This window comes from Candidatus Marivariicella framensis, assembly GCF_982709265.1.
Window position 1 is genome coordinate 134,269 of sequence record NZ_CEXPNT010000002.1, and the last position, 16,484, is coordinate 150,752.

At 28.4% G+C, this 16,484-nt stretch carries 18 protein-coding genes; 5 read left to right on the forward strand and 13 right to left on the reverse strand.

The window, feature by feature from the left end:
* From AC34EU_RS01605 to AC34EU_RS01625, 5 genes are all read left to right on the forward strand, one after another.
* A partial coding sequence (locus AC34EU_RS01605) for a DUF547 domain-containing protein (protein WP_487533108.1) occupies positions 1–719 on the forward strand: 719 nt, incomplete at its 5' end.
* A gap of 45 nt (positions 720–764) precedes the next feature.
* The gene (locus AC34EU_RS01610; RefSeq protein WP_489696005.1) at positions 765–1,169 is read left to right on the forward strand and encodes a hypothetical protein; all 405 of its coding nucleotides are present in this window, start codon (positions 765–767) and stop codon (positions 1,167–1,169) included.
* A 19-nt stretch (positions 1,170–1,188) separates the two neighbouring features.
* Entirely contained in the window at positions 1,189–1,872 is a 684-nt protein-coding gene (locus AC34EU_RS01615; RefSeq protein ID WP_487533105.1) for a glycosyltransferase family 2 protein, read from the forward strand.
* Positions 1,869–3,380 carry a cellulose synthase family protein gene (locus AC34EU_RS01620; RefSeq protein ID WP_487533104.1) on the forward strand — a complete coding sequence of 504 codons (1,512 nt, stop codon included), beginning with the start codon at positions 1,869–1,871 and terminating at the stop codon, positions 3,378–3,380. Before AC34EU_RS01615 ends, AC34EU_RS01620 begins: the two co-directional genes overlap by 4 nt.
* Positions 3,377–4,729 (forward strand): MptA/MptB family glycosyltransferase, encoded by a 1,353-nt coding sequence (locus tag AC34EU_RS01625; protein WP_487533102.1) that lies wholly within the window; start codon positions 3,377–3,379, stop codon positions 4,727–4,729. Before AC34EU_RS01620 ends, AC34EU_RS01625 begins: the two co-directional genes overlap by 4 nt.
* Here AC34EU_RS01625 and AC34EU_RS01630 read toward each other — a convergent pair.
* The 13 genes from AC34EU_RS01630 to trmB form a co-directional block, all read right to left on the reverse strand.
* Entirely contained in the window at positions 4,698–5,465 is a 768-nt protein-coding gene (locus AC34EU_RS01630; RefSeq protein WP_487533101.1) for a pseudouridine synthase, read from the reverse strand. The genes AC34EU_RS01625 and AC34EU_RS01630 overlap by 32 nt on opposite strands.
* Before the next feature lie 9 nt (positions 5,466–5,474).
* Positions 5,475–6,296: a geranylgeranylglycerol-phosphate geranylgeranyltransferase gene (locus AC34EU_RS01635; RefSeq protein WP_489696006.1), complete on the reverse strand. Its 822-nt coding sequence runs from the start codon at positions 6,294–6,296 to the stop codon at positions 5,475–5,477.
* 63 nt (positions 6,297–6,359) lie between these two features.
* Positions 6,360–7,292 (reverse strand): mevalonate kinase family protein, encoded by a 933-nt coding sequence (locus AC34EU_RS01640; protein WP_487533099.1) that lies wholly within the window; start codon positions 7,290–7,292, stop codon positions 6,360–6,362.
* Between the two features lie 9 nt (positions 7,293–7,301).
* Complete coding sequence (locus AC34EU_RS01645) at positions 7,302–8,372, reverse strand: diphosphomevalonate decarboxylase (protein WP_487533098.1); 1,071 nt, start codon at positions 8,370–8,372, stop codon at positions 7,302–7,304.
* A 97-nt stretch (positions 8,373–8,469) separates the two neighbouring features.
* Positions 8,470–9,216 carry a glycerophosphodiester phosphodiesterase gene (locus tag AC34EU_RS01650; RefSeq protein WP_487533097.1) on the reverse strand — a complete coding sequence of 249 codons (747 nt, stop codon included), beginning with the start codon at positions 9,214–9,216 and terminating at the stop codon, positions 8,470–8,472.
* A 15-nt stretch (positions 9,217–9,231) separates the two neighbouring features.
* Positions 9,232–10,611 carry an alpha-amylase family glycosyl hydrolase gene (locus tag AC34EU_RS01655; RefSeq protein ID WP_487533096.1) on the reverse strand — a complete coding sequence of 460 codons (1,380 nt, stop codon included), beginning with the start codon at positions 10,609–10,611 and terminating at the stop codon, positions 9,232–9,234.
* A 32-nt stretch (positions 10,612–10,643) separates the two neighbouring features.
* Positions 10,644–12,920: a family 65 glycosyl hydrolase domain-containing protein gene (locus AC34EU_RS01660; RefSeq protein ID WP_487533095.1), complete on the reverse strand. Its 2,277-nt coding sequence runs from the start codon at positions 12,918–12,920 to the stop codon at positions 10,644–10,646.
* A complete protein-coding gene (gene pgmB / locus AC34EU_RS01665; RefSeq protein WP_487533094.1) occupies positions 12,913–13,572 on the reverse strand; it encodes a beta-phosphoglucomutase in 660 nt (219 codons plus the stop codon). Before pgmB ends, AC34EU_RS01660 begins: the two co-directional genes overlap by 8 nt.
* 91 nt (positions 13,573–13,663) lie before the next feature.
* Positions 13,664–13,987 (reverse strand): 2Fe-2S iron-sulfur cluster-binding family protein, encoded by a 324-nt coding sequence (locus AC34EU_RS01670; protein WP_487533093.1) that lies wholly within the window; start codon positions 13,985–13,987, stop codon positions 13,664–13,666.
* Positions 13,988–13,996: 9 nt separating this feature from the next.
* Positions 13,997–14,239 (reverse strand): NifU family protein, encoded by a 243-nt coding sequence (locus tag AC34EU_RS01675; RefSeq protein WP_487533092.1) that lies wholly within the window; start codon positions 14,237–14,239, stop codon positions 13,997–13,999.
* A gap of 5 nt (positions 14,240–14,244) precedes the next feature.
* Positions 14,245–15,378 carry an Mrp/NBP35 family ATP-binding protein gene (locus AC34EU_RS01680; protein WP_487533091.1) on the reverse strand — a complete coding sequence of 378 codons (1,134 nt, stop codon included), beginning with the start codon at positions 15,376–15,378 and terminating at the stop codon, positions 14,245–14,247.
* Positions 15,379–15,433: 55 nt separating this feature from the next.
* On the reverse strand, positions 15,434–15,781 hold the full coding sequence (locus tag AC34EU_RS01685; protein WP_487533090.1) for an MGMT family protein: 348 nt from the start codon (positions 15,779–15,781) through the stop codon (positions 15,434–15,436).
* Entirely contained in the window at positions 15,768–16,451 is a 684-nt protein-coding gene (gene trmB / locus AC34EU_RS01690) for a tRNA (guanosine(46)-N7)-methyltransferase TrmB (RefSeq protein ID WP_489666848.1), read from the reverse strand. The genes AC34EU_RS01685 and trmB overlap by 14 nt, the downstream gene beginning before the upstream one ends.
* Between the last annotated feature and the right edge of the window lie 33 nt (positions 16,452–16,484).

The following is a 16,484-nucleotide window of genomic DNA, read 5'->3' on the forward strand; positions in this document are numbered from 1 at the left end:
AAATTGTAAATTGTAATATGAAAATAAAACTGACAATACTGTTAACTATTTTATCATTAAACTTTATTTGTCAAAGAAGTATTCATGAAAGATGGAATATTGAACTCAATAAATATGTGAATGAAAAGGGACAAGTCGATTATTTTAATTGGAACAAAAATACAGAGGGAATAGATGCATACATCAATGTGCTTGAAAAAAATCATCCAAAAAAACATTGGACTAAAAATGAAATTAAGAGTTATTGGATTAACACATACAATGCTTTAACTATAAAGCTTATTTTAAATAATTACCCAATAAATAGCATTAAAGACATTAATAATCCATGGGGGGAGAAAATAATAAATTATAATTCAAGCAATTATTCCTTGGAAGAGATAGAGCATGATATATTAAGAAAAATGGGGGATCCAAGAATTCATTTTGCAATAAATTGCGCCTCTATTTCCTGTCCTAAGCTCTCTAAATTAGCTTATTTTCCATATAAAATCGATAAACAACTAGATGATGCAACTAAAGTTTTTTTAAAAGATTTTGATAAAAATGAAATTAATAAAAATGAAATTAAAATTTCAAAAATTTTTCTGTGGTTTAAAAAAGATTTCGGAAACACCAATAACCTATTAAGTTTTATTCAAAAACACTCTAGGGTTAAAATGGATAATCCTAAAATAAAATATTTGCCCTACAATTGGGAGTTGAATATAATTCAATAATTATTAAATTATGTTAAATTTGTTACTATAAAAATCTAATCTAAAATGTGGAAAACTTATCATCTTATTAAAGTATCTCTTTCAGCTGCCTTGGCTGGAATAATATGCTGCATAGGGCCAGTAGTTTTGTTTCAGTTTGGGCTCATGAGTGGGGTATATGCTATTTCATTTGCAGATTTTTTTTATGCTGAAGATGGGTCAATTGGTACTGGAGCAATTATTCTAAGAGTTATTGGTTTATTTATTGTTATTATTGGAGTAATAAGCTACAATAAAAAAGAGGACTGTAGTGTAAACTCTGAAAAGCAAAAAAAAATCAATAAAATTTTATTTGCAGCTATAGTCTTGGTTATTTCTATATCTCTATTTTTTACATTAGATGAGTTTTCAAGTATTTATTTTGATAAATACATTGTTCCACAACAACAAATTGAGTTAAATATTAAGTAAGTGACTCGTAATAAGTATAATGAAGTTATCTATTATTATCCCAGCCTTAAATGAAGAAAGATCCATAGGTTTAGTAATAAAATCAATACCCAAAATTTATCGTGAAGTTGTTGTCATTGACAATGGCTCTTCAGATGACACATCTAAAGTTGCTCTTGAAAATGGCGCTACAGTAATTACAGAAAAAAAAAAGGGATATGGATACGCTTGCCTTAAAGGAATAGATTTTCTTAAAAAGAATCCTCCAGATATACTCGTTTTTTTAGATGGCGACTATTCAGATTATCCCGAAGAAGTAAATAAAATAATCGAGCCTATTATTCAAAAAAAGGTCGACTTTGTTATTGGTTCTAGAGTTAAAAATCTTAGAGAAAAAGGCTCTATGATGCCTCAACAGGTTTTTGGAAATAAATTAGCTTGTTTTTTAATGAACTTTTTATATAAAAGTAATTTTACTGATTTGGGACCATTTAGAGCAATTAAATGGAAAGCATTACAAAATTTAAAAATGACAGATAAAACTTATGGATGGACAGTTGAGATGCAATTAAAAGTTTTAAGAAACAGAATATCTTATTGTGAAGTTCCCGTTAAATATAGAAAAAGAATAGGATATTCAAAAGTGTCTGGAACTTTAAAAGGAACTGTTTTAGCAGGATTAAAAATAATAAGTTGGATATTTAAGTACTATCTTAAAAAATGATTGAAATTCAATATCAAATATTATTAATTATAGTAATCACATTAATTTTTATATATTCTACTTCACTAATTGTTATTTTTTTATATGCAATAGCTCAATTTAATTTACTGATTAATTATATGAGTGAAAAAAGTAAATCAAAAAAATTAATTCAATGGGACTTTAACAAAAGAGATGAAATACCTTTTGTAACCATACAGCTCCCCATTTATAATGAATTATACGTTATTGAAAGATTATTAAATGCAGTAGAAAAAATTAAATATCCACATGATAAATTAGAAATTCAGGTTCTTGATGATTCAGATGATGATTCAGTTGAATTGACTAAAAAATTAATCCATAAAATTAAAAATACTGGTATTGATATAGTTCATTTAAAAAGAAAAAATCGTTTTGGGTTTAAAGCGGGGGCATTAAAAGAAGGACTGAAAAAATCAAAAGGAGAATACGTTGCGATTTTTGATTCTGATTTTGTACCTAATCCTAATTTTTTAATTAAAACAGTTCCTTATTTTAAAAACATAAAAGTGGGAATGGTTCAGACTAGATGGGGACATATTAATCGTGATTTTTCTATTCTTACAAAGGTTCAAGCTTTTGGTTTAGATGGTCACTTTACGCTGGAACAAGTTGGGAGAAATTATAAAAATCATTTTATAAATTTTAATGGTACTGCAGGCGTTTGGAGAAAATCAACAATAATTGACGCTGGGAATTGGGAATGTGATACAATAACAGAAGATCTAGATTTAAGCTATCGTGCTCAACTTAAAGATTGGAAATTTATTTATTTAGAAAAAATTATCACTCCTGCTGAATTACCTGTAGTAATAAGCGCTGTTCGATCTCAGCAATACAGATGGAATAAAGGTGGAGCTGAAAATTTTCGAAAAAATATTTACAACGTTTTAAAATCAAATAAGCTTAGTTTTAAAACTAAGTTTCACGCTACTTTTCATCTACTAAATAGCACTATGTTTTTAAATATTTTTTTAATTGGGTTTTTAAGTGTTCCTATGTTATATATTAAGAACGAATGGATTGAACTCGCTTGGTACTTCAATATAAGCTCTCTATTTATTTTGAGCACTTTAATGTTTTACGTTTGTTATTGGTTTCTGCATAAACAAAAATATGGATCTGGGATAGCTAGTATCTTTGACTACACTTTAAGGTTTCTTGCTTTTTACTCTATCACAATTGCTTTTTCAGCACATAACTCTATTGCTGTTATAAAGGGTCATTTAGGCATAAAAAGTCCTTTTATTCGGACTCCAAAATTCAATCTTGATAATAAAAAGACTCTGATTCAAAACAGATATCTTGAAAAGTCAATAAACAAGTATACTATAATTGAAGCTTTAATGTCACTTTATTTTTTATTTGGATTATATAGCGCTTTTAATGTAGGAGAAAATGGAGACTTTGGTTTGTTCCCTTTCCATTTATTGCTTTTTTTAGGGTTTGGATTTATTACAATAAAATCTTTTATTGAAATTAAATGAAACTAGAACGCAGGTATTTAAATGTTATTTTATTTCTTATATTTTCTTTATCTCTGTTTTTATATATACTAATTGGTTACTATATAAACAGAACAGAAACAGACTCTTTAATTTTATCATATGGGGTCCTTTTTCTAGCTTTTATAGTAATAATGTTTCAAAAAATTACACCATTAATAATTTTAATATTAGGTTTAATTTTTAGATTGATTTTTATTATTTCATTACCTGAATTGTCTCAAGACTTTTATAGGTTTTTTTGGGACGGAAATTTACAGCTGATAAATATAAATCCATACCTATATTCACCTAACGATTTGATGATTAAGAAGGATTTATTTTTTTTAGCTCAGGACTTATTTAACGGAATGGGGAAGCTCTCAAATATTCATTTTTCAAACTACCCCCCAATTAGTCAATGGAGCTATTTAGCTGCATCATATTTTGGTGAAAACAATCTCAATGATTCTGTTCTTTTTTTAAGAATAATTATAATTTTTTTTGAGTTATGTACTTTTTACATATTATATAAAATGTTGAATATTTTAAAATTGCCATTAAAAAAAATTGGTTGGTATTTTTTAAATCCACTTGTTATTATTGAGCTAACTGGAAATCTTCATGGAGAGGGAATCATGATGTTTTTCTTTCTTGCAGGAGTTTTATTTCTATATAAAAATAAAACTATACAATCATCAATTATGATGGCATTATCAGTGGGCTCAAAACTTATTACACTAATGCTTATTCCAATGTTTTTTAAAAAATTAGGAATTAAAAAAAGCATATCTTATTTTTTTTTAATTGTCATTTTTTTTTCAATATTGTGGATACCGTATTTAGGTCAAAACTTTTTCATCAACTACATTCAAACTATAAAGCTGTGGTTTAATCGTTTTGAATTTAATGCAAGCTTTTATTATGTAATTCGAGAATTTGGATTTTTTTTTAAAGGGTATAATATAATTCAAGAGTTTGGAAAAATAACTCCCTTTTTATTGATCTCAGTTGCATTATTCTTTACTTTTTTACAAAAAAATGATAGTTTAAAAAAAATATTAACAAATCAATTATTACTTCTTAGTATCTATTTCTTTATTGCTACTACAGTTCATCCTTGGTATATAATCTCATTAGTTATGTTATGTGTATTTACTCCATACTTTTACCCAATAGCATGGAGTGCAACTATTTTTCTGTCTTATACTGCTTATACTTTAAATGGATTTCAAGAAAACTCAACCTTAATACTTTTAGAGTATTTAATAGTCTTTGGTGTATTTTTGTTTGAAGTTTTTGGAGGTGGGAATAAAATCTTTAAAGCATTTGTAAAAAACTCAATTCCTTAGTGGTAAGTGATCTCCATTTTCCTCTTGGCAATTCCTTTTTAGATAAGGAACCATAAGTTACTCTATCTAAGTGCTCAATTGTGTAATTAATTTTTTTAAAAAACTTTATAATAACGCTCGAAGGGATGTTAAAACACTCTACTCCTATATCCTTCTTAGTACCACCCAAAATGTAAGAGACATCCTTAAATTGAATTTCTTTGTCAAAAATAAGTTGAGATTTTTTAGCAATTTCAATATCAGATTGAGTTATGTTTTTGTCAAGAGTTATTTTATAAATCATTCTAACTCCTTTTTTAGAATGATTAATTTTCTTTCTTAAATTAACATCATCGCTAAGAAATAATAAACCAGTTACTGTTCTACCCATATCATCAATTGGAACAAGTTTATTTGAACCAGAGGTGTTAATTAATTCTTGAACTGTTTTTTTTGATTTTTTACTTGAAGACATTGCTAAAAAACCTTTTGGTTTATTTAGCAGAATATAGGATGGCCTTGTTGCTTTAATACTTTGACCGTCACACTTAATTTTATCAGTGGGAAGTACCTTATGCCCCATTTCAATTATTATTTTACCATTTACATTAACCATTCCTAATTTAATAAATTGATCTGCTTCTCTTCTAGAGCATATTCCAGAATTAGAAATAAATTTATTTAATCTAATAGGTTTATAATTAAATGAATTTGAAGAACCTGTTGAAGGTAATTCAGAATTGGTATTTTTTTTCATGATTTGACTCTAATTGATAAGAGTAATACTAAAAACTCCTGTTAATATCCAAAATTTTAAAGAAATGTGCAACCAAAGATACTCCTTTTGTTTTGAAGCTGTCCATAAAAAAATTGTCCAAACTGAAACAAAAAAAATACTTGAAATAAAATAGAATCGCATATTTCCAAGTGGAATTTTTAATAACTCTACAATTAAAATGAAACTAATAAGGGTGAAGAAAGAAGCAAGAAGTTTCGTTTTTAAAACTCCATAAACAATTGGAAGGGTTCTGTACTGCTGTGACCAATCTCCTCTGAAATTTTGAAGGTCTTTAACTAAATCTCTAATAAATAATAGTATGAATAAAAAAAAGGCGTATAAGATTACATCATAACTAAAAGCTCCAAAATATAATGTTACTCCAAAAAATGGATATACTGCTAGTGCCGTAGAAAAAAAATTACTTATCCAATATAACCTCTTAATTCTATAGCTATATAACCAAATAGAAAACATATAAAAAGAGTAAAATAAAACTGCTTTAATAGAAATAAAAAAAGAAACAATAAATGTAATTAAACACAGAATAAAATAGATTTTTAGTTGGTGCCTTTCTGAAATTAAGTTTCCCAAAATAAATCTCTTTGGACGATTAATCTTGTCTTTTTCTGAATCATAAAAGTTGTTTATGATATAACCTGAAGAAGTTGAAATTCCTGTTAATAGAACAATTATAAAAAGCTTAATATCTAAGATTAAAGAAATAAAACTCATTTCTGGTTCCAGTATGTATATTGAAATTAAATATTGCGCAAAACAAAGAACAAGAATATTAAATAATCTAATCAAACTAATAAATCCAATAATTTGATAAAAAAATCTTTGTATTGAATTATTTACCAAAATAAATATTTAAAAATGATATACTGATTGTATATCATAGCCCGATAGTTCCTTTTTTGCTCTTATCCAATCTTGAGTGAAACCAAGTATATAGCCACCCCCTCCAGACCCACAAAGTTTTAAATAATAAGAATTAGTATTTAAACCTCTTAACCATAAGTCTTTATAATGATCTGGAATCATTGGTTTGAAATTATGAAAAACTAAGTTGGATAACTCTTTTAAATTGAGAAATAGATTTTTATAATTACCACCTAAAAAATCTTCAACACACATATCTGTTGTTGAAATAAATTGATTTTTCATCATTTTATTAAAAGATTCATTTTTCATATTTTCCATAAATAAACTTACCATTGGAGATGTCTTGCGTGCAAGACCACTGTCTAATAAAAATACTGCACCATTACCATCCATGTTTTGAGACGGAATACCTGTTGATTCAATATTGTCAATCGAATTAATAAGAATTGGCAAACTTAAATAACTATTTAATGGATCTAAGCCTGAAGACTTTCCATGGAAAAATGATTCCATTTGGGAAAAAATTAATTTCAGTTTTTGGAGTTTTATCTTAGTTAAATTCTCTAAAACTGTAATTTTATCCTTTGCATATCGATCATATACTGCAGCTACTAGGGCTCCGCTACTTCCCACCCCATAGCCTTGAGGAATACTGCTGTCAAAATATATATGTTTTTCTAAATCGTTATTAACTTTATCCCAATCAAAGCAAACAACTTTTGAATCAATTGATTTAAGAAAGCATGTAAACTCTTTTACTTTTACATGTGATTTTTTCTGTAAAACATCCAAACCAAGATTTGATGTTTTTAAAGACCCTTTAAAATGATTGTATGGTATTGAAAGACCCTTAGAGTCTTTAATGATTCCATACTCTCCAAATAAGAGAATTTTAGCATAAAATAAAGGTCCTTTCATTCTATAAAGTTAAATTTTTTTTGATCCAACCCCAACATGATCATTAATAAATTGCTTTGAAACACAGTACTTTAGCACTTTTTCTTTTATGAAATTTTGAACTTTTTTAAAAAATCGATGAGGGTACAGTAAATGTATGTTTGCTCCAGCATCAAGCGTGAAACAAATTGGAATTGCGGTTCGCTTCCTGAATTCATAAACTTCATTTATAACAAACAATGTGTTTGGTTGCATAAGAATAAAAGATGGAGATGATGTCATCATCATTGCATGAAGAGATAAGGCTTCTAATTCAATGATTTTAATGAAATTATCAAGATCTCCTTTAATTAAAACATCTTTAAGTTGATTCATGTTTTCATTAGCCTGAATAAATCTATTTTTGGCATATGGATTAGATTTCATAAGTTGATGTCCTAAAGTACTACTCACTCTCTTTTCATTTTTATCAATTATTAGTATTGTATCTTGATATGTAGTGAAAACAGATGCAATATTATTTAAAGGGGTTCCGTATAATAAACTTGAATCATCATATGCTTTAGAATTTCCCCAATAAACAATCGGTCCTTCAATACTTCTTGTGGCACTACCTGAACCTAAACGAGCTAAAAAAGAAGCTTTTTTAATAAAATCTAATTTAGAAATTTTAGTGTTAATTTGTTTTTCGATTTCCATAAAACAAAGAGCTAAAGAGGACATAGCAGAAGCAGATGATGCAATCCCACTACTATGCGGAAAAGTGTTATGACTTTCTATTTCAAAAAAATGATGTTTAATAGCGGGAATATATATCGAAATTCTATTAATAAATTGATTAATTTTGTTATTAAAAGACGGCTTCAAGGAGCCATCAAATAAAAAAGAAAAATTATCAATTTCTTTTTCTTTTTTTGGTCTATAATATATTTTAGTTATTGTTTTACATTCAGATAAAGTAAAACTGATTGATGGATTTTCGGGAAGCTGTTCACCATACTTACCCCAATATTTTATCAATGCGATATTACTCGGCGATTCCCAGGATGAAAATCCATTTACAAGCTTAACTTTTTTAAAAATAAAATCTTGTTCTACCATATTTACAAAGATACCATTTTGATTATGGTCAAAAAAGGGTCAGCTTAAATTTTTCCTATAAGTAAATTAGAGTTATAGCCTCAAAAAATAAAATTATTTATTTGACTCTTTCTGGGTAATCAGTTATTATTGCATCAACACCAATTTTTTTTATTCTATTTATATCTTTTATTTCATTAACTGTCCAGGTATAAATGAAAATATTTTCAGACTTTATTATCGCTGCATTTAATTTTGTTAAAAATTTATGATTTGGATTAATTGAAAATGCATTAAGTTCTTTTGCAATCGGAATCGCATCAATAGGATTATTTTCAGTTAAAATTGCAATTCTAACCTTTTTATTTAATTGTTGAAAGGCTCTAAGTTCATTCCAATTAAAGCTAGAAACAATAATTTTTTCTGGTTTCCAATTAGTTGAATCAAAATATGAATTTAATAATTGATGTGTTAAAAATGACGTATTAGAGCCCTTTAATTCAATATTTAATATTATTTCACCATTAATTAAATCTAAAACTTCATTTAAAGTTGGGATTTTTTCTGTTCCTGAAATATTCAACTTCTTGATACTGTCCAAAGAAAGTTGCTCGATAAAACCCTTTCCATCTGTGAGTTTTTCAACAGATTTATCATGAAACACTACTAATTCTCCTGATAAACATTTAAAAACATCTATTTCAACCCCATCAACTCCTAATTCAATAGCTTTTTGAATTGAAGTTAAAGTGTTTTCTGCAGCGTGACCTTTAGCGCCTCTATGACCAAACACAAGTGGTTTGGGTTTGTTTTCACAAGCCATTATCATAATAGTTAAAATTATAGTAATCGATTTAAGTTTCATTGTTATAAATTATTATTACTTAGTCAAAATCCAAAACTCCCATGGTTGCATTCTATATTCATATGAAAAAGAAAGTTTTTTAATTTTTTCATCCTGAAATCTTTTAAATTGACCGTTGTATATGGATGTAAAACCAATATGATCTTTAGAAAGATTAGCAATAAAAACAATTGTATCCGATTTTTTTACTCTTTCAAATGCCAAAACTTTTTCTCTCAATGAAGTCTGAATTATATTAAATGAACCTGGAACTTTTCCGGAATTTAATGAAGGATGATTTTTTTTGAGATCACCTAGTTTTTTTAAAAGCTTATACGTTTCTCCAGCTAATTTCGGAAAACTATCTTTTTCAAAAAACAAAAGACGTTTATCTAAATCGTATTCTACTCCACTATATAACAATGGCAGCCCAGGAAGTAAATAATTTGAAGCCATAATTGCATGTTGAGCATCTCCAAATCTTTCCCTTGCAGTTCCATTCCACGCATTCTTATCATGAGTACTCACAAAGTTTAGTAAAAAATGAGAATCATCATGATCCAAAACAAAATCATCTATATGATTTAAATAGTCAATTACTGTCTTATGTCCCTGAGCAATTTCAACATTTAATTCATAACCAGGAAAATCATAAGATCCATCAAAAAGAGGTAAATAGCTATTTTTTCCTGAGTCCTGTTCTAGCTCGCCCATTATAAAAACTGGTTTAATCTTGCGAATACTTTTAAAAACATCTTCTAAAAAATCAAAAGGAACAGCATATGCTTGATCGACTCTATAACCATCAATATCAAACTCTTTGATCCAATATAACATAGCGTCTTTCATTGCCGCACGCATTTGAGGTTGGTTGTAGTCTAAATCAGCTACATCAGTCCACCCAAATGATTCACCAGTTCTTGGATCTATAGGGTCTATGATTTTTCCATTTTCATTTTTTAAATAATATTCAGGATGGTCTTTAACCCAAACATGGTCCCATCCAGTATGACCCGGAACCCAATCAAAAATAACATACATCCCCATTTGATGAGCATTATAAATTAAATTTTTAAGATCTTTCAATGTTCCAAATTCAGGGTTTACTCCTTTATAATCTGAAATTGCATAATAACTTCCTAGTGGACCTTTACTTTTGGTTGAAGAAATTGGATAAGTAGGCATTAACCAAATTACATTCACGCCTAACTCTTTTATTTTAGGAAGATCTTTAGTGAAAGCATTAAAAGTTCCCTCACTAGAATATTGACGAATATTTGCTTCATAGATAACTCCTGAAGCTAAGCTTTGATCTGAAATTGGTTTATGCACATTTGGACCTCTTGGTTCTGGCTTAGTTGAGTTACATTTATAGCACATTAAACAAATAGCTGTAATTATAAATATTTTTTTCATTTAAATTGATTTTAATTCGATTTTAAAAATCATTATAATGTAATTCTTTTATCATTAGATATAATATTAATTTTGGATTCTCCTTTCCAAATAAAATTAATTTTATTTTCAATAATATTAACTTCTAGTATCGATCCTTTAAAATTAATTTTAAAAGAAAGAGATGTCCATTTATTTGGTAATTTGTTCTTGAAGGATAATGTATCATTAATTATTTGCATTCCACAAAACCCTTCAATAATACTAATCCAACTTCCAGCCATACTTGTAATGTGTAACCCTTCCTCTACTTCCATATTATAGTCATCTAAATCTAATCTGGATGTTTGAAGATAGAACTTGTAAGCGTCATCTATTAAGCCAATTCGACAAGCTAAAACAGCATGAACTGATGGTGACAGAGAAGACTCATGAACAGTGAAAGGTTCATAAAATTTATAATTTTTCTCTAGCTCCTCATTAGTGAAGTTTTCTGGGAAAAAATAAAAACCCTGTAAAACATCGGCTTGCTTTATATATACTGATCTTAAAATTCTATCCCAAGACCAATTTTGGTTAATTGGTCTTGCTGATTTATCTAATTTAATAACTGGAATAAATTCTTTATCTAAAAATCCATCTTGTTGAATAAATATTTTTTTTTCATCATCGTAAGGAAAATATGTATTTTGAATTATATCTTCCCACAGCCTTAGTTCATTTTCATTCCAATTAATTTTTTTTAATATTTTAATAAAATCTTCAGGGTATAGATTCTTTATATTTTTTATTTGATATTTTGTGTAAGCTAAACACCACCTAGCAATATAATTAGTATACCAGTTATTATTGATGTTATTTTCATACTCATTTGGCCCTGTAACCCCTAGTATTACATATTTATTTTTATCATTAGAAAAGGAAAACCTTTGAGACCAGAATCGAGAAATTGCAATTAAAACCTCAATACCCATTTCTTTTAAATACTTAAAATCATTTGTGAAGCGAACATAATTATGAATAGCAAATGCAATAGCTCCATTTCTATGTATTTCTTCAAATGTTATTTCCCACTCGTTATGGCATTCTTCTCCATTCATTGTAACCATTGGAAATAAAGCTGCACCTTTTTCAAAACCTAATTTTGTGGCATTTTCAATTGCTTTGTCTAATTGTAGATAACGATATTTAAGTAAGTTTCTGGGAACAGATTGATCCTTAGTGAACATATAAAAAGGGAAACAATATGCTTCAGTATCCCAGTATGTTGACCCTCCATATTTTTCTCCAGTAAATCCTTTAGGGCCTATATTTAATTCAGGATCTTTTCCAGAGTATGTTTGATTAAGATGAAAAATATTAAACCTAATTGCTTGTTGAGACTTTAAATCACCTTCAATTTTTATATCTGACACCTCCCAAATTTTTTTCCAACTTCTTATTTGTAAACTTAATAATTCATTGAAATCAATATTTATAAATCTTTTAGTTAATTTTTTAGCTTCTTCAAAAAGATTTAATTGAGGTTTTGTCTTTTTCTTTATATATCCTCCAAGCTTGATGAGTTTTATCGTCTTACCCTTTTCAATATTAACTTTAAATAAATGTGATAATTTATTATCAGATTTATTTATTGATGAAGGATTAATGATTTTTTCATCATAAAGCAACTTGTTTGACATGTAGGTGCAAACTTCAAATTTCGTTTTGTTTGTTTCAGAAATGATTCCAGAAAATAAATCAGTGTTTGTAAGGCTTTTGTTTTTCCAAAATGCATCTTCCCAGTTTGAGTCTTGATTCACTATTCCAGCATCTATATATGGTTCGATTAATATATTACAATCAATATTCAAGGAAGTGATTTTATATTCTATAGCTCCTAAAGAATCTTCTTTTAGTGAAATAAATCTTATTATATGAACTAATATTTCAATCCCATTATTTAGAGTAGCATGAAATTTTCGGGTATAAATACCTTTTTTCATATCTAACTCTCTTTGGAAAGAGTTGACTGTTAGTTTATTTAAATCTAAGGTTTCCTTATTAATTTTTATATGAATACCTATCCAATTTGGAGCATTTAAAACTTTTGCAAAATATTCAGGGTATCCATTCTTCCACCATCCAACTTTTGTTTTATCTGGATAGTATACGCCTCCAATATAACTGCCTTGGAAAGTCTCTCCAGAATAGTCTTCTTCAAAATTAGCTCGCTGCCCCATATATCCATTACCTATACTAAAGATGCTCTCTGAAGACTTTACATTTTTTTTATCAAAAGTACTCTCTATAATTTTCCAAGGATCAACGTCTAAATATTTTCTACTCATTTTTCATAAAGTACTTTAAAAGGTTATTTGGTTCGATTGCTAAAAAACTCTTAATATTAAAAATGGTTGGTTTAAGATTTTGTTTTAAATTACATATTCCAATTGCATCCATCATAGCAGCTTTAGCAGCCTTAACTCCAGCAATAGAATCTTCAAAAACAATGCAATCACAACAAGGAACACCTAGTGCTTGTGCTCCCTTTATAAAAACTTCAGGATTTGGCTTAGAATTAAGCACGTCATTCCCATCAATAATAACATCAAAAAAGTTAATAAGTGAGAGTTTTTTTAAAACTATTTTTGAATTTTTACTTGCTGAGCCTAAAGCAATTTTTATTCCTGCCTTTTTTAAATAATTAAGCGTTTTATTAATTCCTGGAAGAGAATCTTTTTTAGTTAAATTTTTAATTTGGTCAAGATATAGATCGTTTTTATCCGCCAATAAATTATTAAATTCATTATTAGAAAGATTATTCCCAGACCATTTTAATAATAAGGATAAAGAGTCTTTTCTGCTTATTCCCTTAAGTTTTTCATTTTGAACCTGAGTCAATTTATAATTGAATTTTTGAGCTATTTCTTTCCAGGCCAAATAGTGAAACTTTGCTGTGTCTACAATAACTCCATCAAGATCAAAAATTGCACTTTTCATTTTTATAATCTAAAGTAACTGATATTAAAAATTTAAACTACTAAAACTAAGAATTTTGAAAAATTTGAATCCGAAATTGATTTCGTTTTAATTATTCTTCAGGAGCTAATTGAATTTCAAGTCCATCCAACTCATTGGAAAGAAATATCTGACATCCCAAACGACTATTATTTTGAACATTAAACGCTTCCGAAAGCATAGCTTGTTCATTATCGTTTTTTTCTGATAATTGATGAGAAGAAATAATATAACATTGGCAAGATGCACACATCGCCATTCCTCCACAAGTTCCCTCAACAGGAAGATCAAAAGCTTTAAAAGCTTCCATCAAATTGAAATTCATATCAGTTGGGACAACTAATGAATGAGATATTCCTTTTCTATCTAAAACTTTTATAGAAATTTCTTTTTTCAAAATGAATAATTAAGACCCTAAACTAACTACTTTTTCAATTTGTGGAACATGTTTTTTTATAGTCATTTCAACTCCTTGTTTAAGAGTCATTTGATTTACACTACAAGAAACACATGTACCATGAAGTTGAACATTAACAATTTTATTGTCTTCAATTGACACTAAAGATATGTCTCCTCCGTCAGAAGCCAAAAATGGACGAATTTCACCTAGAGCTATTAATACTTTTTCCTTGATTTCACTACTTTTCATAATAATTAATTAACTGCGCTACATCCAGTCATAGTAGTTATTTCAACTGCTTTTGTTGGAGGTAAACTTTTATTTCTTTTTATAACCTGGCGCGCCAATTCTTGAACTACTAATTTAAAAGAATCAGCGACCAAACTATCTTCTTGAAGAGCAGCAGGTCTTCCATAATCAGCTGCTTCTCTGATAGTTTGCACCAATGGCAAAGAGCCTAAAAGAGGTATGTTTTTAGATTCTGATAAGGCTTTAGCTCCGTCTTTTCCAAATATATAATACTTTGAATCAGGTAATTCATCAGGAGTGAAGTAAGCCATATTTTCAACTATTCCTAAAACAGGAATTTGAATTGACTCTTGCTGAAACATTGCTATTCCTTTTCTAGCATCAGCTAAGGCAATTTGCTGAGGTGTACTAACTACAATAGCTCCAGTAATTGGTAATGCTTGAACAATACTCAAGTGAATGTCACCTGTTCCTGGAGGTAAATCGATTAATAAAAAATCTAGTTCTCCCCATGCAGCATCAAAAATAAGTTGATTAAGTGCCTTTGATGCCATAGGCCCTCTCCATATAACAGCTTGATCTGGTTTAGTGAAAAAGCCTATAGATAAGATTTTCACACCATAGCTTTCAAGAGGTTGCATCTTAGATTTTCCATCTACTTCTATAGCGACTGGTCGTTCTCCTTCTAAATCGAACATAAGGGGCATTGAAGGCCCATATATATCAGCGTCTAAAACACCTACTTTCAATCCCATTTTAGCTAAGGTTACAGCTATGTTAGCAGTCACAGTTGATTTACCTACCCCCCCCTTGCCTGATGCAATAGCAATAATAGAATCAATTCCAGCAATTGGCTTACCTTTAATTGGTTGAGATGGCGTTGGTCTTGAAGAATCAACTTTAATATTTGTTTTAATTTTTGCCTTAATATTAATTTTTGAATGAATAGCTTTTAATATTTCTACATCTATTTTTTTTCGAGCCTGCAAACTGGGATTGTTTATTTTTAAATCGATATCAATTTGATCTCCAAAAATTTGAATATTAGACACTGAACCACTAGTAATTATATCCTCCCCACTTCCAGGTATGGTTAAAGTTTTAAGGACTTCTATAACTGATTCTTTGGTTATTATCATCGCATATTATTATAGCAAATATACTTTAAATACAGGCAAACATTGTTTTTTATAATTAATTTTTAAATGGTGGTAAGTCAATGGAAGGGTTCCAAAATACGGAAGAAAAATCTACAATTTGATTTTTATTAATTTCAATTCCCTCTGACTCCAATAGCTGTTGCATTAAATTAGTTCCTTCAAAATGATGTTTTCCAGATAATAGTCCAGCTTTATTTACTACTCTATGTGCTGGAATATCTTGAATTTTATGACTTGCATTCATCGCCCAACCAACCATCCTTGCGGATTGGGGAGAGCCTATATATTTTGCTATTGAACCATAACTAGTAACTCTACCAAATGGAATTTTTTTAACAATTTTATATACATCTTCAAAAAAATTTCTTTCAACTTTCTTCATTCCAAAAAAATTGAAGGTATGTAATTGGTTTATTATTATTTAAAAACATTTCCTCATAGAAGGTTTGTACATCTGTAACTTCTTCAGGAACATTCATGTTGTGATAAATATCATGATTCGAATAGTTTATTTGGCAACTCATGCTTTGAAGCAACCCAAGTAAATATCCATGTAAAAACTCACTATCTGTTTTTAAGTGAACTAAACCCTGATTAATTAAAATAGACTTGTATTTAGATAAAAAAATAGGATTTATGATTCGATGTTTGGTTCGTTGGTATTTAATCTGAGGATCAGGAAATGTAATCCATATTTGAGATATTTCGTTAGTCGCAAAAAGATTTGTAATTAATTCAATTTGAATCCTTACAAATACAATATTTGAAATTATTTCTTCATTTGCTGTTTTGGCTCCTTTCCAGAGTCTAGCCCCTTTGATATCAATACCAATAAAATTTTTATTAGGATATTTTTTTGCAAGATAAATTATGTACTCTCCTTTACCGCAACCTAATTCAAGAACTATTTCGTTATTGTTTTTGAAGTATTTTTTTTTCCACCTTCCCTTAAAATCGAAATCATCATCAACCAAAGTGTTTCGACTAGGCTGAATTACATTTGGAAATTTTTTATTTTCTCTAAATCTCTTTAATTTGTTTTTACTTCCCACGAAAAATAATTAATATGCTAAGTTCTTGTTTTT

Excerpts from the sequence above, each read along its gene's own strand:
- AC34EU_RS01610 (WP_489696005.1), top strand. The coding sequence starts at position 765 with ATGTGGAAAACTTATCATCTTATTAAAGTATCTCTTTCAGCTGCCTTG.
- AC34EU_RS01615 (WP_487533105.1), top strand. The coding sequence starts at position 1,189 with ATGAAGTTATCTATTATTATCCCAGCCTTAAATGAAGAAAGATCCATA.
- AC34EU_RS01620 (WP_487533104.1), top strand. The coding sequence starts at position 1,869 with ATGATTGAAATTCAATATCAAATATTATTAATTATAGTAATCACATTA.
- AC34EU_RS01625 (WP_487533102.1), top strand. The coding sequence starts at position 3,377 with ATGAAACTAGAACGCAGGTATTTAAATGTTATTTTATTTCTTATATTT.
- AC34EU_RS01630 (WP_487533101.1), bottom strand. The coding sequence starts at position 5,465 with ATGAAAAAAAATACCAATTCTGAATTACCTTCAACAGGTTCTTCAAAT.
- AC34EU_RS01640 (WP_487533099.1), bottom strand. The coding sequence starts at position 7,292 with ATGAAAGGACCTTTATTTTATGCTAAAATTCTCTTATTTGGAGAGTAT.
- AC34EU_RS01645 (WP_487533098.1), bottom strand. The coding sequence starts at position 8,372 with ATGGTAGAACAAGATTTTATTTTTAAAAAAGTTAAGCTTGTAAATGGA.
- AC34EU_RS01650 (WP_487533097.1), bottom strand. The coding sequence starts at position 9,216 with ATGAAACTTAAATCGATTACTATAATTTTAACTATTATGATAATGGCT.
- AC34EU_RS01655 (WP_487533096.1), bottom strand. The coding sequence starts at position 10,611 with ATGAAAAAAATATTTATAATTACAGCTATTTGTTTAATGTGCTATAAA.
- AC34EU_RS01660 (WP_487533095.1), bottom strand. The coding sequence starts at position 12,920 with ATGAGTAGAAAATATTTAGACGTTGATCCTTGGAAAATTATAGAGAGT.
- pgmB (WP_487533094.1), bottom strand. The coding sequence starts at position 13,572 with ATGAAAAGTGCAATTTTTGATCTTGATGGAGTTATTGTAGACACAGCA.
- AC34EU_RS01675 (WP_487533092.1), bottom strand. The coding sequence starts at position 14,239 with ATGAAAAGTAGTGAAATCAAGGAAAAAGTATTAATAGCTCTAGGTGAA.
- AC34EU_RS01680 (WP_487533091.1), bottom strand. The coding sequence starts at position 15,378 with ATGATAATAACCAAAGAATCAGTTATAGAAGTCCTTAAAACTTTAACC.
- AC34EU_RS01685 (WP_487533090.1), bottom strand. The coding sequence starts at position 15,781 with ATGAAGAAAGTTGAAAGAAATTTTTTTGAAGATGTATATAAAATTGTT.